The sequence below is a fragment of the Streptomyces sp. NPDC003248 genome (genome assembly GCF_055563235.1).
Window position 1 is genome coordinate 162,046 of sequence record NZ_JBVHDT010000013.1, and the last position, 21,096, is coordinate 183,141.

Annotated in this window: 18 protein-coding genes; 8 read left to right on the forward strand and 10 right to left on the reverse strand. The window is 72.9% G+C overall.

Translation table 11 applies throughout. The annotated features are described in order from the left end of the window. Positions 1 to 17 precede the first annotated feature (17 nt). From ACZ3KJ_RS27095 to ACZ3KJ_RS27115, 5 genes are all read left to right on the forward strand, one after another. Entirely contained in the window at positions 18 to 1,187 is a 1,170-nt protein-coding gene (locus tag ACZ3KJ_RS27095) for an STM4014 family protein (RefSeq protein ID WP_467530762.1), read from the forward strand. 214 nt (positions 1,188 to 1,401) lie between these two features. Then, positions 1,402 to 2,226 (forward strand): STM4013/SEN3800 family hydrolase, encoded by an 825-nt coding sequence (locus ACZ3KJ_RS27100; RefSeq protein WP_467530845.1) that lies wholly within the window; start codon positions 1,402 to 1,404, stop codon positions 2,224 to 2,226. After that, entirely contained in the window at positions 2,223 to 3,569 is a 1,347-nt protein-coding gene (locus ACZ3KJ_RS27105) for an STM4012 family radical SAM protein (RefSeq protein ID WP_467530763.1), read from the forward strand. The genes ACZ3KJ_RS27100 and ACZ3KJ_RS27105 overlap by 4 nt, the downstream gene beginning before the upstream one ends. Positions 3,570 to 3,578: 9 nt before the next feature. After that, positions 3,579 to 4,481 carry an STM4011 family radical SAM protein gene (locus ACZ3KJ_RS27110; RefSeq protein WP_467530764.1) on the forward strand — a complete coding sequence of 301 codons (903 nt, stop codon included), beginning with the start codon at positions 3,579 to 3,581 and terminating at the stop codon, positions 4,479 to 4,481. A 28-nt stretch (positions 4,482 to 4,509) separates the two neighbouring features. Next, on the forward strand, positions 4,510 to 6,075 hold the full coding sequence (locus ACZ3KJ_RS27115; RefSeq protein ID WP_467530765.1) for a CYTH and CHAD domain-containing protein: 1,566 nt from the start codon (positions 4,510 to 4,512) through the stop codon (positions 6,073 to 6,075). 75 nt (positions 6,076 to 6,150) lie between these two features. Here the strand turns inward: ACZ3KJ_RS27115 and ACZ3KJ_RS27120 are convergent, their stop codons facing one another. The 5 genes from ACZ3KJ_RS27120 to ACZ3KJ_RS27140 form a co-directional block, all read right to left on the reverse strand. Further along, positions 6,151 to 8,202, reverse strand: a complete 2,052-nt coding sequence (locus tag ACZ3KJ_RS27120; RefSeq protein ID WP_467530766.1) for an RICIN domain-containing protein — start codon at positions 8,200 to 8,202, stop codon at positions 6,151 to 6,153. A gap of 126 nt (positions 8,203 to 8,328) precedes the next feature. Then, positions 8,329 to 10,377, reverse strand: a complete 2,049-nt coding sequence (locus ACZ3KJ_RS27125; RefSeq protein WP_467530768.1) for a beta-galactosidase — start codon at positions 10,375 to 10,377, stop codon at positions 8,329 to 8,331. Positions 10,378 to 10,447: 70 nt separating this feature from the next. Next, on the reverse strand, positions 10,448 to 11,785 hold the full coding sequence (locus ACZ3KJ_RS27130; protein ID WP_467530769.1) for an ABC transporter substrate-binding protein: 1,338 nt from the start codon (positions 11,783 to 11,785) through the stop codon (positions 10,448 to 10,450). An 89-nt stretch (positions 11,786 to 11,874) separates the two neighbouring features. Beyond that, positions 11,875 to 12,822, reverse strand: a complete 948-nt coding sequence (locus ACZ3KJ_RS27135; RefSeq protein ID WP_467530771.1) for a carbohydrate ABC transporter permease — start codon at positions 12,820 to 12,822, stop codon at positions 11,875 to 11,877. Between the two features lie 4 nt (positions 12,823 to 12,826). Further along, a complete protein-coding gene (locus tag ACZ3KJ_RS27140) occupies positions 12,827 to 13,753 on the reverse strand; it encodes a carbohydrate ABC transporter permease (RefSeq protein WP_467530772.1) in 927 nt (308 codons plus the stop codon). 347 nt (positions 13,754 to 14,100) lie between these two features. Here ACZ3KJ_RS27140 and ACZ3KJ_RS27145 point away from each other — a divergent pair, with 347 nt between their 5' ends. Beyond that, positions 14,101 to 15,093: a LacI family DNA-binding transcriptional regulator gene (locus tag ACZ3KJ_RS27145; RefSeq protein WP_389523165.1), complete on the forward strand. Its 993-nt coding sequence runs from the start codon at positions 14,101 to 14,103 to the stop codon at positions 15,091 to 15,093. Between the two features lie 123 nt (positions 15,094 to 15,216). Here ACZ3KJ_RS27145 and ACZ3KJ_RS27150 read toward each other — a convergent pair whose 3' ends face one another. Further along, positions 15,217 to 15,885 carry a lysophospholipid acyltransferase family protein gene (locus ACZ3KJ_RS27150; protein WP_467530773.1) on the reverse strand — a complete coding sequence of 223 codons (669 nt, stop codon included), beginning with the start codon at positions 15,883 to 15,885 and terminating at the stop codon, positions 15,217 to 15,219. A gap of 222 nt (positions 15,886 to 16,107) precedes the next feature. Here ACZ3KJ_RS27150 and ACZ3KJ_RS27155 point away from each other — a divergent pair, with 222 nt between their 5' ends. After that, positions 16,108 to 16,284: a hypothetical protein gene (locus ACZ3KJ_RS27155; RefSeq protein ID WP_467530774.1), complete on the forward strand. Its 177-nt coding sequence runs from the start codon at positions 16,108 to 16,110 to the stop codon at positions 16,282 to 16,284. Positions 16,285 to 16,326: 42 nt separating this feature from the next. Then, a complete protein-coding gene (locus ACZ3KJ_RS27160; protein ID WP_467530776.1) occupies positions 16,327 to 16,701 on the forward strand; it encodes a PRC-barrel domain containing protein in 375 nt (124 codons plus the stop codon). A 236-nt stretch (positions 16,702 to 16,937) separates the two neighbouring features. Here ACZ3KJ_RS27160 and ACZ3KJ_RS27165 read toward each other — a convergent pair whose 3' ends face one another. The 4 genes from ACZ3KJ_RS27165 to ACZ3KJ_RS27180 form a co-directional block, all read right to left on the reverse strand. Beyond that, entirely contained in the window at positions 16,938 to 18,389 is a 1,452-nt protein-coding gene (locus tag ACZ3KJ_RS27165) for a sulfatase-like hydrolase/transferase (RefSeq protein WP_467530777.1), read from the reverse strand. After that, entirely contained in the window at positions 18,386 to 19,378 is a 993-nt protein-coding gene (locus ACZ3KJ_RS27170; protein ID WP_467530779.1) for an aliphatic sulfonate ABC transporter substrate-binding protein, read from the reverse strand. Before ACZ3KJ_RS27170 ends, ACZ3KJ_RS27165 begins: the two co-directional genes overlap by 4 nt. Before the next feature lie 101 nt (positions 19,379 to 19,479). Continuing rightward, positions 19,480 to 20,280: an ABC transporter ATP-binding protein gene (locus ACZ3KJ_RS27175; RefSeq protein ID WP_467530780.1), complete on the reverse strand. Its 801-nt coding sequence runs from the start codon at positions 20,278 to 20,280 to the stop codon at positions 19,480 to 19,482. Beyond that, positions 20,277 to 21,083: an ABC transporter permease gene (locus tag ACZ3KJ_RS27180; RefSeq protein ID WP_467530782.1), complete on the reverse strand. Its 807-nt coding sequence runs from the start codon at positions 21,081 to 21,083 to the stop codon at positions 20,277 to 20,279. The genes ACZ3KJ_RS27175 and ACZ3KJ_RS27180 overlap by 4 nt, the downstream gene beginning before the upstream one ends. Positions 21,084 to 21,096 lie beyond the last annotated feature (13 nt).

Here is a 21,096-nt window from a genome sequence, read left to right on the forward strand (position 1 = left end):
CCCGCCGAGGAGACGCCATGCCCCGACCGGTCCCTGACCCCGGGCCGCGTTTCGCGGTCGTGGGCAACCCCGAGAACCGCCGGGTCGCCCTCTTCACGGACGCGGTGCGCGCCGCCGGGCTGCCCGCCCCGCGCGTCGTCCCCTGGGCGGACGTACTGCGCGCCGGCGGCGCCCAGTTCGACGCGGACGAACTCGTCCGCGTCGACTCCCCCGGGGAGAACGCGGACGTCGACCGGCTGCTGCGCGGCGTCCACGACCCCACCCGGGTCGAGGGCTCGGCCCGCTGGTACGCCGGATTCACCGCCGCGCTGCGCGGCCTGCGCGGCGGCATCCGCCTCGCCGACCCGGACGACATCGCCGTGCTGTTCGACAAACGGCGCTGCCACGCCGTCCTCGACACGGCCGGCGTCCCGGTCCCGGCCTCGCCCACCTCGGGCCCGGGGGCCCGACCGGTGCGCGGCTGGGACGACGTACGGGCGCTGATGCGGGAGCACCGGATGCCGAGGCTGTTCGTCAAGCCCGCGCACGGCTCGTCCGGGTCGGGCGTGCTCGCCGTGGAAGCGGGCGGGCCCGGGCGGATCCGGGCCACCACCTCCGTCGAACTCACCCCGGACGGACGCCTGTTCAACTCCCTCAAGGTGCGCCGCTACGAGGACGAACGCGACATCGCGGCCGTCGTCGACGCGCTCGCCCCGGACGGGCTGCACCTGGAGCGCTGGCTGCCCAAGGCCTCCCAGCAGGGCCGCGCCGCCGACCTGAGGGTCGTCGTCGTGGCCGGCCGGGCCACCCACGCCGTCGTCCGCACCAGCCGCACCCCGCTGACCAACCTCCATCTCGGCGGCCGCCGCGGCGACCTCGACACGGCCCGGCAGGCCGTCGAGGCGGCGGGCGCGCGCTGGGCCGACCTGCTCGGGGTGTGCGAACAGGCCGCGGCCTGCTTCCCCCGCACCCTGTGCGTCGGCGTCGACCTGCTGCCGGCCGTCGGCTGGCGCAGCGGCGCCGTCGGCGAGGTCAACGCCTTCGGCGACCTGCTGCCCCGCCTCACCGGCCTGCCCGGCAGCGGCGCCGAGGGCCTCGACACCTACGCCGCCCAGGTCGCCGCCGCCCTGCGCGCCCACGCCCCCGCGCACCACCGGCACGGACACAGAACAGGAAGCCCGCATGCCCTCACCCGCCCCCACACCTGAGCCCCCACCGCCCGCTGCCGCCCGCCGCACGCCCGGCTCCCCGCAGCCCGGCGCCGTGCCCGAGCCTCCGCTGCCCGCTCCCGGCCGCACCCCCGGCTCCCCGCCGCCCACCGCCGGCCGCACGCCCGAGCCCCCGCCGCCCACTGCCGTCCCCGTGTCCGACACCCCGCCGTCCGCCGCCCCCCACCCCGTGACGGCACCGGGCGGGCCGGACATGAACGAGATCGTCGGCAGCCACGACATCCTCCTCGTCACCCTCGACACCCTGCGCTTCGACGTCGCCGCCGAACTGGCCGAGGCGGGCCGCATCCCCCACCTCGCCCGCCACCTGCCGGGCGGCCGCTGGGAGGAGCGACACGCCCCCGGCAGCTTCACCTACGCCTCCCACCAGGCGATCTTCGCGGGCTTCCTGCCGACACCGGCCACCCCCGGCCCCCACCCGCGCCTGTTCGCGGCGAGCTTCGCGGGCAGCGAGACCACCGCCGACCGCACCTTCGTCTACGACACCCCCGACCTCGTCTCCGGCCTCGCCCGGGCGGGCTACCGCACGGTGTGCGTCGGGGGAGTCGGCTTCTTCAACCGGCAGGGCCCCCTCGGCTCGGTGCTGCCCGGCCTCTTCCAGGAGTCCCACTGGGCACCGGAGTTCGGCGTCACCTCGCCGCACTCCTTCGAGAACCAGGTGGCCTGCGCCGAACGCGTCGTCCGCCGGCTCCCCGCCGAGCAGCGGCTGTTCCTCTTCGTCAACGTGTCCGCCCTGCACCAGCCGAACTGGTTCCACCTGCCCGGCGCCACCCGCGAGGCCGGCGACACCCGGGAGACCCACGCCGCCGCCCTGGAGTACGTCGACCGGCACATCGGACGCCTCTTCGCCGCCGCGAGCAGCCGCCGCCCCTGCTTCGCCGTCGTCTGCTCCGACCACGGCACCGCCTACGGCGACGACGGCTACACCGGCCACCGCCTCGGCCACGCGTCCGTCTGGACCGTGCCCTACGCCCACTTCCTCCTCGATCCCGCCGACCCCGCCGAGGCCGCCCGATGACCACCGCCCCCGGGCCCACCCGCACCAGCCCGTACCAGAGCTACGTCTACGCCTACCCCCACAAGACCGCCTACCGCCGCCTGGCGGACCGCCCCGCCCTGACGGACCTGTGGGCCGCCGAACCCAAGGACGCCCTCTCCCTCTACCTGCACATACCGTTCTGCGAGGTCCGCTGCGGCTTCTGCAACCTCTTCACCCGCATCGGCGCCCCCGACGGCCTCACCGGCGCCTACCTGGACGCGCTCGACCGCCAGGCGGCCGCCGTGCGCGAGGCCCTCGGCGAGGGCGACGAGGTCAGGTTCGCCACGGCCGCCTTCGGCGGCGGCACCCCGACCTTCCTCGCCGCTCCGGAGCTGGAGCGCCTCTGCGACATCGCCGAACACCGCATGGGCGCCGACCTGCGGGCCGTCCCCCTGTCGGTCGAGGCCTCCCCGGCCACCGCCACCGCCGACCGGCTCGCCGTCCTCGCCGACCGCGGCGCCACCCGGCTCAGCCTCGGCGTGCAGAGCTTCGTCGACGCCGAGGCCCGCGCCGCCGTACGCCCGCAGCGCCGCGCCGACGTCGAGGCGGCCCTCGCCCGCGTCCGCGACACCCGCATCCCGGTCCTCAACATCGACCTCATCTACGGCATCGACGGCCAGACGGAGCAGACCTGGCGGCGCTCGCTGGACGCCGCCCTCGCCTGGCGCCCCGAGGAGCTCTACCTCTACCCCCTCTACGTCCGCCCCCTGACCGGCCTCGACCGCCGCCGCCCCGGCCCCGACCCCGCCTGGGACGAGCAGCGGCTGCGCCTGTACCGCGCCGGCCGCGACCACCTCCTCGCCCACGGCTACACCCAGCAGTCCATGCGCATGTTCCGGCGCGCCGACGCCCCGCCGCAGGGCGCGGACGACTACGCCTGCCAGACCGACGGCATGATCGGCCTCGGCTGCGGCGCCCGCTCCTACACCGCCGCCCTGCACTACTCCTTCGACTACGCCGTCGGCATGCACGAGATCCGCGGGATCGTCGACGACTACGTCTCCCGCCCGGCCGCCGACTTCGCCCACGCCGAGTACGGCCGCCGCATCGACGCCGACGAGGCCCGCCGCCGCCACCTCCTCCAGTCCCTCCTCCAGGCCGACGGCCTGCCCCTGACGGACTACCGCGCCCGCTTCGGCGGCACCCCCGCCGACGACTTCGCCCCCGAACTCGCCCGGCTCGCCGACCGGGGCTGGCTGACGGACGACCACCCCGGCACCCTCCGGCTCACCCCCGAAGGCCTCGCCCACTCCGACGCCGTCGGCCCCGAGCTGTTCTCCCCGGCCGTCCGCGCCGCCATGGCCGCCTACGAGAGGAAGTGACCGGCCCGCATGGACCTGACCCTCCTCTACCGCGGCCCCCTCTCCTCCTGCGACTACGACTGCCCCTACTGCCCGTTCGCCAAGCGGCGCGACAGCGGTGCCCGGCTCCGCGCCGACCGCGCCGCCCTCGAACGGTTCACCGCCTGGGCCGCCGACCGCACCGACGACCGCCTGTCGATCCTGTTCACCCCCTGGGGCGAGGGCCTGGTCCGCTCCTGGTACCGGCGCGCCCTCGCCGAGCTGTCCCACCTGCCGCAGGTCCGCCGGGTGGCGATCCAGACCAACCTCAGCTGCCGCACCGACTGGCTCGCGGACGCCGACCCCGGCACCGTCGCCCTGTGGTGCACCTACCACCCCGGCCAGACCCCCTACGAGCGGTTCCTCACCAAGTGCCGCGACCTCACCGCACGCGGCATCCGCTTCAGCGTCGGCGTCGTCGGCCTCCCCGACCACCTGGAAGCCGCCCGCCGGCTCCGCGCCGACCTCCCCGACCACGTCTACCTGTGGGTGAACGCCGCCGAGGGCCACACCTACCCGGACGCCGACGCCGCCGCGTGGACCGCCCTCGACCCGCTGTTCCCCTACAGCCGCAACCCGCACCGCAGCGCCGGCCTGCCCTGCCGCACCGGCGAGTCCGTGATCTCCGTCGACGGCGACGGCACCGTACGCCGCTGCCACTTCGTCCCCACCGCCCTCGGCAACCTCTACGACGGCTCCTACCGCGCCGCCCTGCGCCCCCGCCCCTGCCCCCGGGCCGTCTGCGACTGCCACATCGGCTACGTCCACCTCGAGACACTGCCCCTGTACGACGTCTTCGCGGGCGGCGTCCTGGAGCGCGTCCCCGCGGCCGGCCCCCGCGGCGGACCCGTCGACCTGCCGTTCCCCGTGCCGGCGGGCGCCGGGGAGGTTTGATTCCGCGCAACCTGTCAACCGGAAGGACATGACCCAGTCGACACAGGAGACGGAACACAAGTACGACGTGCCGGCGTCGGGCGGCTTCCCCCGGCTCGCGGCGCTGACCGGCGCGGGCAACGGCACCTCTCTGGTCGACGCGGGCACCCACGACCTGGACGCGGTGTACTACGACACCGACGACCTGCGGCTCACCCGAGGCTCCGCCACCCTGCGCCGCCGCACGGGCGGACCGGACGCCGGCTGGCACCTCAAGCTGCCGCTGGGGGACGACACCCGTGACGAGATCCGCGCACCCCTCCAGGAGGAGGTCCCCGGCCGGCTGCGGGACCTGGCGCTCTCCCGGACCCGTGGCGCCCCCCTCGCACCGGTGGTCCGCATCCGCTCCCACCGGACCGCGCGCGACCTCCTGGACGCCGACGGCACCCGCGTCGCCGAGATCGTCCTCGACCGGGTCGAGGCCGACTCGCTGCGCCCCGGCGGCGGGCACACGGCGTGGACGGAGCTGGAGGTCGAACTCGCCGAACACACCGACCCGGCCGTCCTCAAGCGCGTCGACAAGGCACTCGGCAAGGAGGGCTTCACCCTGCTGAAGACCGCGTCCAAGCTGAGCCGCGCCCTCGCGGAGACCGCTCCGCGCGGCGGCGCGGACACGCGGACGCCGGCGGACGGCGAGCCCGCACCGGACCGGCCCGCCGAGCTGCCCGCGGGGTCGGCCGGGGCACAGGTGCTCGCCTACGTCCGCGACCAGGTCCGCACCCTCGTGGACCTCGACCCCGCGGTCCGGCGCGGACTGCCGGACTCGGTGCACCGGATGCGGGTCGCCTGCCGGCGCCTGCGCAGCTGCCTGCGCTCGTACCGCTCCCTGTTCGACCGCGGGGTCACCGATCCGCTCCGGGAGGAGCTGAAGTGGCTCGGCGGCGAACTCGGTGCCGAACGCGACCAGGAGGTGCTGCTGGAGCGGTTGCGCGGACACCTGGGCGACCTGCCCCCCGAACTGGTCCTCGGCCCGGTCTCCGCCCGTCTCCAGGCCTGGGACGCCCACCGGTCGGCCGAGGCCCGCGCCCGCACCCTCGCGGCGCTCGACTCCGCCCGCCACCTGGCCCTCCTGGAGTCACTGGACCGGCTCGCCACCCACCCGCCCCTGCGCGCCCAGGCCTCCCGCACGGCGGCGAAGGTCCTGCCCGGGGCGATCGGGAAGGAGCACGACCGGCTCGCCCGGCGCGTCGAACGCGCCGGCCGGACGTCCCCGGGCCCGGACCGCGACGCCGCCCTCCACGACGCCCGCAAGGGCGCCAAACGCCTCCGGTACGCGGCCGAGGCGGCCCGTCCCGCCCTCGGCAAGCCCGCACGGCGCATGGCCGAGCGCGCCAAGGCGGTGCAGAAGGCGCTCGGCGACCACCACGACAGCGTCGTCGCCCGCGACACCCTGCGCCGGCAGGCGGTGGCCGCGCACGCCGCCGGCGAACCCGGCTTCACCTGGGGCCTGCTGCACGGCCGCGAACAGGCCGTCGCCACCGATCGGGAACGGGAGCTGCCGGATCTCTGGCGGCGCGCCTCCCGGCCCCGCCTGCGCAAGGCACTGCGCTCCTGACGGACGGCACGAGTACCTCCGCCCGCACCGGGACGAGCCGGTGCGGGCGGAGGCGTGCGGGTACGGCCGGACGGGTCAGACGGTGTCCTGGACGGCCGCCGCGGCGGTCACGTCCGTCACCTTCCACCGCTGGTTGGAGCCGGAGTTGGGCGGCCACGTCGTGACGGCGGCCCCCTCGTTCGTCGCCTGGCCGCCGACCTCGAGGAGGCGGCCGGTGGCGGCGTTCACCAGGGTCCAGGTGCCGTCACCGGTGGTCGACAGGATCCACTCGGTGGCCGGGTCCCGTTCGCCGGTGTCGGGCTCGACCACGGGCACGTCGTCCCGCACGGCCAGCCGCTTCCCCTCCGCCGGGTTGGCGAACACGTACCGCTGACGGGCGCCGGTCTTCCCGTACCGGGCGTCCAGCCGCCACTGCTGCGCGGTGGTGCCGTCGCCCGTGCCGATGACCAGGTGCGTGCCGTCGTCGGCGACGGTGACGGCCTTGCCGCTCTGGACGCCGGTCAGCGTGTACGAGTGACCCTTGCGGAACAGGCCGGCGTCCTTCGCGACGCCGGAGACACCCTTGACGGAGAACGACGTCACGGACTGGGCCGGCACGGTGAAGGTGGCCCGGCCGTCGACGACGTCGACGGGCGCCTGCCGCTGGAGCTTGCCGTCGGCGCTGGTCACGGTCGGGGTGACGGTCGCGTTGCCCTTGATCGTGCGGAACCTGGTCAGGTCGATGGTGACCGTACGGGCCGCGGTGGTGCTGTTGACGTGGACGAGCGAGGCGCCCTTGCCGTCCTCGGTCACGGCGGCGGCGCTGGAGGTGTCGTCCACCGTGATCAGCTTGTCGCCGGGCTTGATGAAGTGCGTGAAGTTGCGTGCCGTGTCGAACTTGGTGTTCGTGTGGACCGGGCACGACCGGAGCGTGTCCGTGGAGGTGCAGCTGAACGGTATCTGGATGGAGCCCCAGTTGCCGCCCTCGGCGGACTCGCCGCCGGGCTTCATGTTGTCGTAGTCCTCGACCGGCTGCCAGAACACCCAGGCCGTGGGCTCCAGTTCGCGCAGGTCGTCGACGATCTGCTGGGCCAGCCCGAGCCCGGGACGCATGTCGGTGAAGCTCTGCCCGTCGCCCCAGTCGCCCTCGACCTCGCTCATCCACAGCGGCTTGTCCGCGGCCTTGGCCAGGTCGCGGACGGTGGTGCGCTGCCCGGTGCCGTAGGTGTGGACGTTCATCTGGCCGACGAGGTCCTTGGAGGCCTGGGAGTAGGAGTTCCAGTTGGTGGCGAAGATGCCGGGGTTGGTCTCGTCCATCGCGGAGATCTCCGCCCCGACCTTCGCCTCCTTCAGCGCGGGCGCCAGCGCGGCGAGCACCTTCTGCTGGAGCTCGGGCCCGATGTGGGCGCCCTCCTGGCGGCCGCCGACCGGCTCGCCGTCGCTGCCCAGACGGGTGCTCCAGTAGCCGGTGTTGGGCTCGTTGAACGGGTCGACCGTGTCGACCTCGATCCCCTCGGCCTTCTCCAGGCGTTTGGTCGCGCCCGCGAGGTAGGCGGCGAAGTCGTCGACCGAGTCGGCCTTCAGCTGGTCGGTGGTGGCGTCGAACCCGCCGGAGACGTATCCGCTCTCGGTCATGAACCACGGCGGGGAGTTGCTGAACGTCTCCCAGTGGTCGATGTCGTTCTTGATGCGCTCCACCCACCACCGCTGGGTGGCGTCGGCGTCCTCGTTCCAGTCGGCCGGGTCGTCGGCGCTCCACCAGCCGGTGTCCGTGCGGGTGGTGCCCTCGGGCGCCTTCCACCAGCCTTCGACCGCACCGCCGGCCCGCAGGTAGTCCGTGACGTCCGGGGCGTTGCCACCGCCGATGTCGTACCGGGCGATGTTCAGCGCCAGTCCGTCGTCGTCGAAGAGGAGCCGCGCGAGCTTCTCCCGGATCGCGGGCGGATAGTCGCCGGTGGCGTTGGCGAACCAGACCAGACTGGTTCCCCAGCCCTCGAACTCCTGCTGCTGGTACGACGGGTCCGGCGTCACGGTGACGGCGGTCTCGGCGTGTGCCTGGACGGGGACGCCCAGCAGGGCGGCCCCGGTGGCCAGAGCGGTCAGCGCGGCGGCGGTGAGGGTTCGTCTGCTGCGGGTACGGCGTGCCATCGATGCTCCCAACTGCGGTGCGGTCGCTGTGGTGGGCCCCTCCCGCCGCGCGGGCGGGAGGGGATGGCCCCCGGCACGGGCGCGTGTCGTGCCGTGCCGTGCCGAGGAGTCGTGGGGGTGTTCCTCTCAGCCGGCCGGCTGCCGGAGTACGGCGACCTCCCGCGGGCCGAGGACGACGCCGCCGGCCGCGGTGCCGGTGCCGGTGCCGACCAGGACGTCTCCGGCCGGGCCGGACACCTCCACCGTGTCGTCGGTCCGGTTGACCAGGAACAGGAAGCGGGCGCCGGCGGCGCGCCGGACGGTCAGCTCGACCTTGCCGCGCACGCCGGCGGGGAGTTCGCCGTGCACCCCGGCCGGCTCCAGCAGCCGCGGCAGCAGCGCGGCGAGTCCGTCGACGCCGAGCCGCGTGGAGACGTAGGAGGCCGACCCGCCGCCCGTGGGTCGCCGGGTGACCGCCGGACGGCCGGCGTGGACGCCCGTGCGGTAGTGGGCCAGGACCTGGGTGTCGGGGTCGGCGAGGGCGATCCGGTCGGTCCACAGGGTGCCCGTGGCCGTGTCGTCCAGCTCGACGCTCTCCCCGGGCAGGAGCGGCCCGAACTCCTCGATGCGGATGCCGAGCAGCTCGCGCAGCGCGCCCGGGTAGCCGCCGAGCCAGACGTGGTCGTTCTCGTCGACGATCCCGGAGAAGTAGGTGGTGACGAGGTGGCCGCCCTGCTCGGCGTAGCGGGTCAGCTCCTTGGCGAGCCCGGCGGGGACCACGTGCAGCACCGGTGCGATCAGCACCCGGTGGCGGGAGAGGTCGGCCCGGGTGGTGACGAGGTCGGCCCGGACGCCGAGGGCCAGCAGCGCGGAGTACCAGTCGAGCGCCTCCTGCCGGTAGTCCAGCAGGGAGGTGGGGTGGGAGTCCTGCTCACTGGCCCACCACGACTCCCAGTCGTAGAGGATGCCGACCGGGGCGGGCTCCCGCTCGCTGCCGGCGACCGGCGCGAGCGCCTTCAGGGTGGCGCCGAGGGCGGCCACCGCGCGGAAGAGGTCGCTGTCGGCGCCCGCGTGCGGCACCATCGCCGAGTGGTACTTCTCGGCGCCGGCCGCCGACTGCCGCCACTGGAAGAAGCAGACCGCGTCGGCGCCGTGCGCGACGTGCAGCAGCGCGTCGCGGGCCAGGTCGCCGGGGCGCTTGGCCACGTTGACGGGCTGCCAGTTGACGGCGCTGGTGGAGTGCTCCATCAGGAACCAGGGCCGCCCGCCCGCGATGCCGCTGGTGAGGTTGGCGGAGAAGGACAGCTCGTCGCGGTCATGCGGGCCGGGGTGGACGTAGTGGTCGTTGGAGACGAAGTCGATCTCGTCGGCCCAGTCGGGGTAGTTCATGCCCCTGGTGCCGCCCATCACCATGAAGTTCGTGGTGACGGGCACGTCGGGCGTGATCTCCCGCAGGATCTCCCGCTCCGCGCGCAGATGGTCCTTCAGGGCGTCCGAGGAGAAGCGCTTGAAGTCCAGCTGCTGCGTCGGGTTGGGGTGCGAGGCGGCGAGCCGCGGCGGCAGGATCTGCTCCCAGTCGGTGTAGCGCTGCGACCAGAACGCCGTCCCCCAGGCGTGGTTGAGCGCGTCGAGCGAGCCGTGGCGGGCGCGCAGCCAGTCCCGGAAGGCGCGGGCCGCGTCGTCGGAGTGGTCGTACACGTTGTGGCAGCCCAGCTCGTTGTTGACGTGCCAGGCGACGAGCGCCGGGTGGTCCCGGTAGCGGGTCGCGATCTCCCGGACCAGCCGCAGGGCGTGCTCACGGAAGACGGGCGAGGTGGGGCGCCAGTGCTGCCGGGCCCCCGGCCAGAGGGTCTCGCCGTTCGCGGTCACCGGGAGGATCTCCGGGTGGGCGGTGGTCAGCCAGGGCGGCGGGGAGGCGGTCGCGGTGGCCAGGTCGACGCCGATGCCGCCCGCGTGCAGCAGGTCCATGACCTCGTCGAGCCAGCCGAAGTCCCAGGTGCCGGGGCCGGGCTGGAGCCGCGCCCAGGAGAAGATCCCCACGGAGACGACGGTGACGCCGGCCTCCCGCATCAGCCGGACGTCCTCCTCCCACACGTCCCGGGGCCACTGCTCGGGGTTGTAGTCGGCGCCGTAGGCGAGGCGCGGGGCGGGGTCACCGTCCGCCCCGCCGCGGCGGGAGTGGAGGGTGGAGATCATGGCGGTCCTTCCGGTGTGGTGCACGAGGGCGGCGCGGAGTCGTCCGCGCCGCCCGGGGTGTGTCGCGTGGTCAGTTCTCGACCGTGAAGCCCTGCTCCTCGCCGTACTTCACGGAGGCGTCCTGCCAGGCCTTCAGACCGTCCGCGAGCTTCGTGCCGGAGACGTAGGCCTTGCCGACGGTGTCGTTGAAGATCGAGTTGGCGTACTGCTGGAAGGGCAGGTACGACCAGTCGTCGGCGACGTCGGCGGCGGACTCGGCGAAGATCTTGTTCGCCTCCTGGCCGCCGAAGTAGTCGAACTTGGTGCTCTGGAACTCGGTGGACTGAAGCTCCGCGGTGGTCGCGGGGAAGGCGCCCTCCTTGACGCGGGACTGCACGCCGGCCCCGGCGTTGGCGTACTCGACGAAGGCGTAGGCGAGTTCCTTGTTCTTGCCCAGGGCCGGCAGGGTGAGGGAGCTGCCGCCGTTCTCCGCGCTCGCCTTGTCGCCCGCGGTCCAGGCCGGCAGCGGGGCCGCGCGCCAGTCACCGGCGGCGTTCGGCACGCCCGTGACGAAGTTGGCGGGCATCCAGGCGCCGGTCGCCAGCGTGGCGATGCTGCCGTCGCCGAGGCCCTTGTACCAGTCGTCGGTCCAGCCGTTGATGGGCGCGAGGAGCTTCTCGTCGATCAGCTTCTGCCAGGTCTCGGTGAACTTCGTGGCGCCCGCGTCCGAGAAGTCGATCTTCACGTTGGTGCCGTCGACCGTGTAGGGGCGCGAACCGGCCTGCCACAGCAGGCTGGTGGTGAAGCCCGCGTCACCGGCGTCGTTGGCGATGTAGACCTTGGGGTCGGCCTTGTGCAGCTTGCGCGCCGCGTCGAGGTACTCGTCCCAGGTGGTGGGGACGGCGATCTTGTACTTGTCGAAGACCGCCTTGTTGTAGAACAGCGCCATCGGACCGGAGTCCATCGGCAGGCCGTAGACGGCGTCACCCTCGCTCACCGCGTTCCACGGGCCCGCGGTGTACTTGTCGGCGAGCTTGTCCGCGCCGAACGGCTTCAGGTCGGTGAGGCCCTTGGTCAGGGCGTACTGGCTCACCGCGAAGTACTCGACCTGGGCGACGTCGGGCACGCCCTTCTCGGCCGATATCGCGTTCGACAGGGCGGTGTAGTGCTTGTCGCCGGACCGCTCGCTGACCAGGTTGATCTTGACCTTGGGGTACTTCTTCTCGAAGTCGGCGGCGACCGTCTTCAGGGTGGGTTCCCAGGCCCACACCGTGACCGTGCCGCCCTTCTTCAGGGCCGCCTGGATGTCCGCGGCGGAGACCGCCTTCTGGGCGGAGTCGCCGTCCGAGCCGCCGCAGGCGGTGGCGCCCAGGGCGAGGGCCGAGAGGAGGGCGAGGCCGCGCAGCAGGCGGCCGGTCTTTCTGCGCATGGAGGTGCTTCCACTTCTTCGTGGGCGGGACGGGGTGAGGGTGGTCGTGCGCGGTGTGGGGCTGAGGGGGCGGCCGGCGGGCCGCGGGGTCACTCCTTGACGCTTCCGGCGGCGAGGCCGGACTGCCAGTACTTCTGGAGCAGCAGGAACGCGGCGATCAGCGGCAGGATGGTGAGCAGCGAACCGGTGATCACCAGGTTGAAGACGACATCGCCGCCGACCGTCTCCGCCTGCGAGTTCCACGCGCTCAGACCCAGCGTCAGGGGGTACCAGTCCGGATCCTTCAGCATGATCAGCGGCAGGAAGTAGTTGTTCCAGGTGGCGACCGTGGTGAACAGCAGCACGGTCACGAGGCCGGGGGCGAGCAGGGGCAGCGCGACCCGGAAGAAGGTGCGCGCCTCGCCGGCCCCGTCGATGCGGGCGGCCTCGAGGAGTTCGGTGGGGATGGCCTCGGTGGCGAACACCCACATCAGGTAGAGGCCGAACGGCGAGACGAGCGAGGGGATGATCACCGCCCACGGGGTGTCGGTGAGGCCCATCTTGCTGAACATCAGGAAGGTGGGCACCGCGAGGGCCGTACCGGGAACGGCCACGGCGCCGATGACGACGGCGAAGACGCCGCGCCGGCCGGGGAAGTCGAACTTCGCCAGCGCGTACCCGCCCAGGACCGCGAGGAGGGTCGCGCCGCCGGCGCCGAGCACCACGTACAGCAGGGTGTTCAGCAGCCAGCGCGTGAACACCCCGTCGTCGTAGGTGAACGTGTCACGGAGGTTGTCCCAGAGGGCGAAGTCGTCGCTGAACCACAGCCCGCTCGAATCGGCGAGCCCGGCCTGGGTCTTGGTGGCGTTGACGGCCAGCCAGATCAGCGGCACCACGGTGTAGAGGACGACCAGGGAGGTCAGCACGGTCAGCAGCACGCTGCGCCGGGGCTTGCCGGGGGTGTGCCGGCGCGGGCCGCGCAGCCGGGGCGCGGTCCCGGCGGGGCCGGGAGCCTTGGCCGGCGTGGCGGGGGAGTCGGTGGTGAGAGGGCTGCTCATCGGGTCACGCTCCCTTGCGCATGCCGCGCAGCTGCACGACGTAGGCGATCACCATCGTGATCAGGCCCATGATGATGGCCACCGTCGCGGAGTAGTTGTGCTGCTGGCCGTTGAAGGACAGCGAGTACGTGTAGAAGTTCGGGGTGTAGTCGGTCGTGAGGGCGTTGCGCGCCAGGGGCCGCAGGATGTTCGGCTCGTTGAAGAGCTGGAAGCTGCCGATGATGGAGAAGATCGTCGCGATGACGAGGGCGCCGCGGATCGCGGGCAGCTTGATGGCGGTGATCACGCGGAGCTGCCCGGCGCCGTCGATCTCGGCCGCCTCGTACAGCGAGTGCGGGACGACCCGCAGCGCCGAGTAGAAGATCAGCATGTTGTAGCCGACGAACTCCCAGGTGACGATGTTGCCGATGGACGCCAGCACCAGGTCGGGCGAGAGCGGGTCGGGCAGGGAGACGCCGAACGCCTCGTCGATGTCGCCCACCAGCCCGTACTTCGTGCCGTACATGAAGCCCCACATCAGGGTGGCGACCACGGCGGGCACGGCGTACGGCAGGAAGATCGTGATGCGGAAGAAGCTCTTGCCGTAGAGCCGTCCGCTGTCCAGGACCAGGGCGATCAGCAGGGCGAGGCCCAGCATGACCGGAACCTGGACGGCGAGGAACAGCGACACCCGGCCGAGCGAGGCCCAGAACCGGTCGTCCTTCAGCGCCTCGGTGTAGTTGTCGAGGCCGACGAAGGTGGTGCCGCCGATGAGCTGGTCGCGGAAGAGGCTGAGGTAGATCGAATACACGATCGGCGCCAGGAACACCAGGGCGAACACGGCCACGAACGGGCCGATGAAACCCCACCCCGTCCAGGAGCGGCGGTCCCTCCTCGACGGAGGGGGCGCCGGCCGCGGTTCGGCGGCCGCCGGCGATTGCAGCGTCGTCATGTCGTTCCTCGCTCGTCCAGTCCCGGAACCGGCGGACGGGAGCCGGCGTACCGGGCCGCACCGCCATGATGTTTACGTAAACATCGGCCACCGCGGCAGGGTGGCGAGCTGTTATGTTTACGTAAACATCTGATGGCGGCATGTCTACACTGCCCCGATGACCACGGTCAAGGGTCCTCGGAGCACCCGTGGAACCCGCGGTGACGGAGAGGTGGGGCCTGCGCGTGGAGATGGCTGAAAGAGCCCCGGTGACGGACACCGGGACCGCCGGAGAGCGGGCCGGGGACGCCTCCGGGCCCGCAGGCGCGGCCGGACGCGCCCGGACCCGCGGCCGTGCCACCGCCTCCATGGCGGACGTGGCCCGCCTGGCGGGCGTCTCGTCGCAGACGGTCTCCCGGGTGTCCAACGGGTACGCCGGGGTGAACGAGGAGACCCGGCAGCAGGTGCTGGCCGCCATGAAGGAGCTCGGCTACCGCCCCAACAGCGCCGCCCGCGCGCTGAAACGCGGCGAGTTCCGCACCATCGGCGTCATCACCTTCACGCTCTCCACGACCGGCAACGTGCGCACCCTGGAGGCGATCGCCACCTCCGCCGCCGAGGAGGGGTACGCGGTGACACTGCTGCCGGTCGCCGTCCCCACCCAGGACGAGGTGCGCGGGGCGTTCTCCCGGCTGGAGGAACTCGCCGTCGACGCGGTGATCGTCATCATGGAGGTCCACCTGCTGGACGCGGCGACCGTCACCCTCCCGCCGCACGTGCAGGTCGTGGTGGTCGACTCCGACGCCGGCGACCACTACACGGTCGTCGACACCGACCAGTCCGGCGGCACCCGCACCGCCGTCCGGCACCTCCTGGACCTCGGCCACCGCACGGTCTGGCACCTGGGCGGCCCGGAGGACTCCTTCGCCGCCCAGCGGCGGGCGGACGCCTGGCGCGGTGCCCTCGTCGAGGCCGGCCGCACCCCGCCGCCTCTGGTCCGCGGCGACTGGTCGGCGGAGTCCGGCTACCACGCGGGCCTCGAACTCGCCGCCCGCGAGGAGTGCACCGCCGTCTTCGCGGCCAACGACCAGATGGCCCTGGGCCTGCTGCGCGCCCTGCACGAACGCGGCCGGCGCGTCCCCGAGGACGTCAGCGTCATCGGCTTCGACGACATCCCCGAGGCGAGCTCCTTCCTGCCGCCGCTGACCACCCTGCACCAGGACTTCGCGGAGGTCGGCCGCCTCTGCGTCCAGGCCGTCCTGCGCAAGATGCGCCGCGAGGGCCCGGAACGCGGCACCACCCTCGTGCCGACCCGGCTCGTCCTGCGCCGGAGCACGGCGCCGCCGCCCGGGGGCGGATGAGACGGGGCGGACGCGTGGGGGCGGAGGAGCGGGTCCGTCCCGGACCGTGACGCCGGGTGCGGACGAGCGGGTCCGTCCCGGACCGTGACGCCGGGTGCGGGCGAGGGGGTCTGTCCCGGACCGTCACACCGGGTGCCGTTCCGCGCCCCGTTCGCCCACGGCGCGCACCGCCGTCCGCCAGGCCACCCAGACGGCGCGGCGGGCGGCCGCGGTACCGGTCGCCGTCTCCGCAGGCAGCCGCAGCGGCGCGCCGACGTGGACGTGGCAGCGCGGGCGGCGCACGGGTGCCGTCAGGGCGCCCGCCAGTTGCTTCGTCGTGGAACCGGAGGTGATGCGCCGGGCGCCGGCGTGGCCCACCGGGACGACCATGGCGCCGGACGCGTGGGCGAGGCGGGCGAGTCCGGTACGGAAGGCCTCGGGCGGGCCGGGGGCCGCGTCCGTGCGGTCCGGCAGCCCGCCCTCCCCGTAGAGCAGGACGTGCCGGCCGCCGGCGAGGACCTCGGCGGCGGCGTCGAGCGCCTGCGCGGCGCGCGCCGAGCGGCGGTGGACGGCGATGTGCCCCTCGCGGGCCAGCGCCCGGCCGAGCAGCGGGACGCGCCACAGCCCGGCGGTCGCCATGACCACCGGCTCCACGCCCAGCCCCCGCAGGGCGGCCAGGACGACGGCGGGGTCGGCGAGGGAGTCGTGGTTGGCCGCGAAGATCGTGCCCGCGGGCAGGCGCATCCGCAGCTCGCTGGTGACGGTGAGACGTCCGAGGACGGGCATCAGGGCGGCGGCGGCACGGCTCAGCACGAGGGGGCCTCTCTCCGGGCGGGACGGTGTGCACCACAGTGTCGCGGCGGCGCGGGCGCCGCGCCTGAGTACGGCTACTCAGACCGCGGCGTCCGAGTACGGCTGCTCCGAACCGCGGCGCCGTTCCCGACGTTCCGCGCGGCCCGCCGTGTTCACGGCGCCGTAGGGGGCATCCGGAGGAGAGCGAACCCGACGACCCCACACACCGAAGGGACGGACCTCGTGCTGGCCATCATCGCGGCGGTGGCGTTCTTCATCGCCTTCCTGATCAACGCGGCGGAGATCTCCACCAACGACACCTTCACGTCCACGAACATCATGCTCCTGGGCCTGACCCTGCTGGCCCTCCATGTGGCGGGCGTCGGCAGCGGCTGGGCGGTGCGCGGCCGCAGACGCTGATTCTCCGGGCACACGGGCGACGAGCAGAGCAGGGAGGACTCCGTGAGCGAGCCCCGAGGGCAGCACGGACACCACGGACACCACGGACACCACGTGCCGACCGCCGGTCACACCCCCGACGACGATCTGACGGGCTATCAGGTGGACGCCACGGACGGCCGCGCCGGGAAGGTCACCAAGTACTCCAGGGACCTGGGCCCGCGGTTCCTCGTGGTGCACACCGGGTTCTGGTTCCTGGGAAGGAAGGTGGTCCTGCCGTCGGACGTGGTCATGGGCGTCGACCACGACGCGCGGACCGTGCAGGTGGCGCGGACGAAGGACGAGATCAGGTCGGCGCCGCCGTTCGACGCGGAGACCTACCTGGGCGATCCGCGCCACCGCGACCAGCTCGGCGGCCGGCACGGCTCGGGCCACTGAGCGGTCCCGGCGGCGACGCCCCGGCGGCCCGCACCGTCCGGTGCGGGCCGCCGTCGTGCGCCTTCTCCGGGCCGGCCGCGGTGGGGGCGCACGTGGGCGAACCGGGCCGTCGCCCCCGCGGTGTCGAGGGAGACCGGTCCGATGCCCAGCGCCTGCTCGGCGGGCAGCGCCCGCACGCCGGTCCACGTCCAGGGGGCGGCACCGCGCGTTCTCCGGTGCACGGTCGGCGGACCTCCCTACTCGAAGGAGCTGAGGGTCGGGTCGTAGTCGGACGCGCCGATGTCGAACATGGGCGTCATCCAGTGGTAGAAGTTGTCGCCGCGCTCCCGGAGCAGGTCGTAGAGGCGGCGCATCAAACGGCCTCGTATCGGCGCCAGTTCGGGGTGTGCGTAACGGTTGGTGAGCTCGTGCGGGTCCGCCTCCAGGTCGTAGAGCTCGTTCACCGACTCCGGGTTCACGATCAGCTTGTAGCGGTCGTCGCGGAGCATGCGCTGCGGGTAGGGGAAGTGGTGGCCGTGGAACTCGGCGAGCAACTCCTGCGGCCAGTCGGGGTGCTCGCCGCGTACCAGCGGCAGCAGGCTGCGGCTGTCGGTCGCGGGGGCGGGGTCGCAGCCCGCCAGGTCCAGGACGGTCGCCGTGCAGTCGGTGAGGCTGACGAACTCCCTTCGCACCTGCGGGGGTTGCCCTGGGACGCGGACGATGCCGGGGATCCGGTAGATGTCCTCGTACATGGCCGGGCCCTTGTCGTGGAGCCGGTGGGCGCCGGTGAACTCGCCGTGGTCGGCGGTGAAGAAGACGGAGGTGCCGTCGGTGAGCCCGAGTTCGTCGAGCCGGGTGAGGATGCGGCCGATCTGTTCGTCGACGAGGGTGACGTAGCCCCAGTAGACGGCGATGAGTTTGCGGGTGACCTCCAGCGGCATGGTGTCGAAGGTCCAGTGCGCGCTGTAGTTGCGCTGCACGGGCGGCTTGCCCTCGAAGGTCTCGGCGATCGAGGGCGGCAGTTCGACGAGTTCGGGGTCGTACAGGTCGTAGTAGGCGTCCGGCAGCAGGTACGGCAGGTGCGGGCCGAAGAAGTGGGTGGCGAGGAAGAAGGGCCGGCCGTCGGCGGCGTACTTGTCCAGCAGCTCGATGGCGCGGGTGGCGAGGTAGTGCTCGAACGTCGCCTCCACCGGCTGCCGGAGACGTGCGGCGAGCAGGTTGCCCGGATTGCCGTTGGGCGTGGTGCCGCGCACCGGATCGGCGATGCGGTACGGCGGCAGCCCTCGTTCCTCCAGGTAGGAGAGGTAGTCGGGGTGGTCGACCGGGTTGTGCCAGCCGGGCAGGTCCGGGCCGTCGAAGCCGTGGGAGGCGGCGTTGCGCCGGGTGCCGACGTGCCACTTGCCCACCAGCCCCAGCTGGTAGTCGCGTTCGGCCAGCGCGGCGGGGAAGGTGAAGGCGTCCTCGCGCAGGTCCTCCAGGTAGCCGACGTTGCGCTCGTAGTTGGCGAGCAGCCGGTGGCGGAAGGGCGCCTGGCCGGTGAGCAGGCTGGCGCGGGCCGGGGTGCAGATGGCGGTGGGGGTGTAGAAGCGGTCGAAGCGGGTGCCGGTGGCCGCGAGCCGGTCCAGGTTCGGGGTGGCGACGTGCGGGTTGCCGTAACAGCCGAGCGTGTCCACGCGGTGCTGGTCGGTCATGAGGAAGAGGAGGTTCACGAGGCCGCCTTCGTGTAGACGTCGCCCGTGTAGAAGGTGTCGGCGGAGGGCGCCTTCTTCAGCTGGCCGGTGCTGACGAAGAACTCCGTCATGCCGTCCAGCCACTCGGCGACGGTGCCGTCCTCGGTCCGGGCGACCAGTTCGGCGGTCGTGAGCGTCTTGACGTGGCTCGCGTCCGCCTCGACCTTGTCCTCGGAGACCTTCAGGAGCTTCGCGGTGAGCTTCACGGAGGCGGCCGGGTTCGCCGCCCGCCAGTCGTTGGCCTCCTGGAGGACCTTGACCACCTTCGCCCGGGCGGTCGCGTCCGTCTTCTCGCCCGAGACGAAGGCGGTGGGGAAGGAACCGCCGATGTCCTCGGCGCTCGCCAGCTCCACCAGGTCGGGCACCTTCTGCTTGATGGTGTCGATCAGGGGGTAGTTGATGCCGGCGCCGTCGATCTGTCCGGCGGAGAAGGCCGAGACGATGGTGGGCGCGTCCATCGCGACCTTCTTGATGTCGTCCATGGTCATCCCGGCCTCGCGCAGCGCGAGGTTGAGGATCATCTCGCCCGACGTGCCCTCGGGGACACCGACCTTCTTGCCCTTGAGGCCGGCCATGGAGGTGATCCCCGGCTTGGCGATGACCCGGTCGGCGTAGGTCAGCGTGTCGATCGCGACGATCTTCGCCTTGCCCGAGGCGGGCAGCCAGATGGCGCCCGGACCGATGTAGCCGTAGTCGAGGTCGCCGCTGCCCAGCGCCTGGATCTGGATGGGGCCGTTGACGAAGGTCTTGTAGGAGGCGGACAGGCCGTGCTTCTTCCACAGGCCCTGGTCGTCGGCGATGGCCAGCAGGCTGGCTCCGTTGTAGTCGGCGATGTAGCCGAAGCGGATCGCCGTCGTGCCGCCGCTGCCGTCGCTGCCGCCGTCCTCGTCCGAGGAGCAGGAGGACGCGGAGAGTGCGATTGCTGTGGCTGTGAGTGATGCCAGGAGGGTGCGTCGAGACATGCTCATGACAGGGAGCCTTTCGGGCGTGCGCGCGGTGCGGGATCGCGAGGTGGGAGGGAAGAGGGGCTGTCGAGCCGGGGGTGTCTCTCGGGCCGGTGGGCGGGGTGTCAGGCCGAGGGGCCTGTGGACGGCTGGTGGTACACGGCGTGCCACACTTCGTTGCGGATCTGCGCGAACTCGGCGGACAGCCGCAGCTCCTCGGTCCGCGGGTAGGGCAGGTCCACGTCGATGACGCGGTGGACGCGGCCCGGCCGGGCGGCCATCGCGACGACGCGGCGCGCCAGGTAGACGGCCTCGTCGACGTCGTGCGTGACGAACATGACCGTACGGCGCTCCCGGGTCCAGGTGTGCAGCAACTGGTCCTGCAACTGCACCCGGGTGAGGGCGTCCAGCGCGCCGAACGGCTCGTCCATCAGCAGCACTTCGGGATCGACGGCGTACGCCCGGGCGATCGCGCACCGCTGCTTCATACCGCCGGACAACGTCTTGGGCAGGGCGTCGGCGAAGTCGGTGAGCCCGACCAGCTCGATCGCCCGGTCGGCCCGGCCGCGGCGTTCGGCGGCGGACAGGGACCTGAGCTTCAGCCCGAACTCGACGTTCCCGCGCACGGTGAGCCAGGGGAAGAGCGCGTACTGCTGGAAGATGACCCCGCGCTCGGGGCCGGGTCCCCGCACGGCGTCCCCGTCCACCAGGACCCGGCCCGTGGTCGGCTCGACCAGGCCGGCCGCCATGTTGAGCAGGGTCGACTTGCCGCAACCCGAGGGCCCGACGACGGTGACGAACTCGCGGTCGGCCACGTCCAGCGACACCCGGTCGAGCGCGGTGAACTCTCCGCCCTTCACGGGGAAGCTCTTCCCGGCCTCCCGGAAGGAGATCTTGGCCTCGGTGAGGGTGGGTACGTCGGTCATCGCCGCTCCTGCCAGGCCGTCAGATACCGTTCCGCGCGCAGCAGCAGGCGGTCCATCGCGAGTCCGATCACCCCGATGGTGATCAGCCCGACGAAGATCGTCGGCAGGTCGTAGTAGGTCTGCGCGTGCATCATCTCGTAGCCCAGCCCCTTGTCGGCGGCGATGAGTTCGGCGGCGACCACGGTCGCCCAGGACGCCCCGAGCCCGATGCGCATGCCGACGAGCAGGAAGGGCGTCGCGGCCGGGACCACCACCTTCAGGAAGATCACGCGGTCCGGGGCGCCCAGCACGCGGGCCGCGTTCACGAGCGTGCCGTCCACGCCCACCACGCCCTGGAACGCGGCGACCACACCGGACAGGAACGCGGCCAGGAAGATGACGAAGACCTTCGGGGTCTCGCCGATGCCCATGAGCACGATCGCCAGCGGGATGATCGCCAGCGGCGGCACGGTCCGGAAGAACTGCACGTACGGTTCGAGCAGGCCGCGGGCGAGCGGGTACCAGCCCATCACGAAGCCGACCGGCACGGCGAGGAGCGTGCCGAGCGCGAAGCCCAGGAAGACCCGGCGCAGGCTCGCCAGCGTGTCGTCGGCCAGGGTGCCGTCGCCCAGCATCTCCCAGGCCCGCACGGCCACCGTCGGCGGGCCCGGGACGTCGGCCAGGTGGGTCGCGGCGGCGATCCCCCACACGGCGACCCCCGCGATCAGCGCCACCAGGTTCAGCAGGAGCGTGGGAACGGTACGGCGCCGCCGTCGCGCGGTGGACGCGGCGGGCGTCTTGTCGGGGGCGGTGATCACGGCCATGGCGGCCTCGACG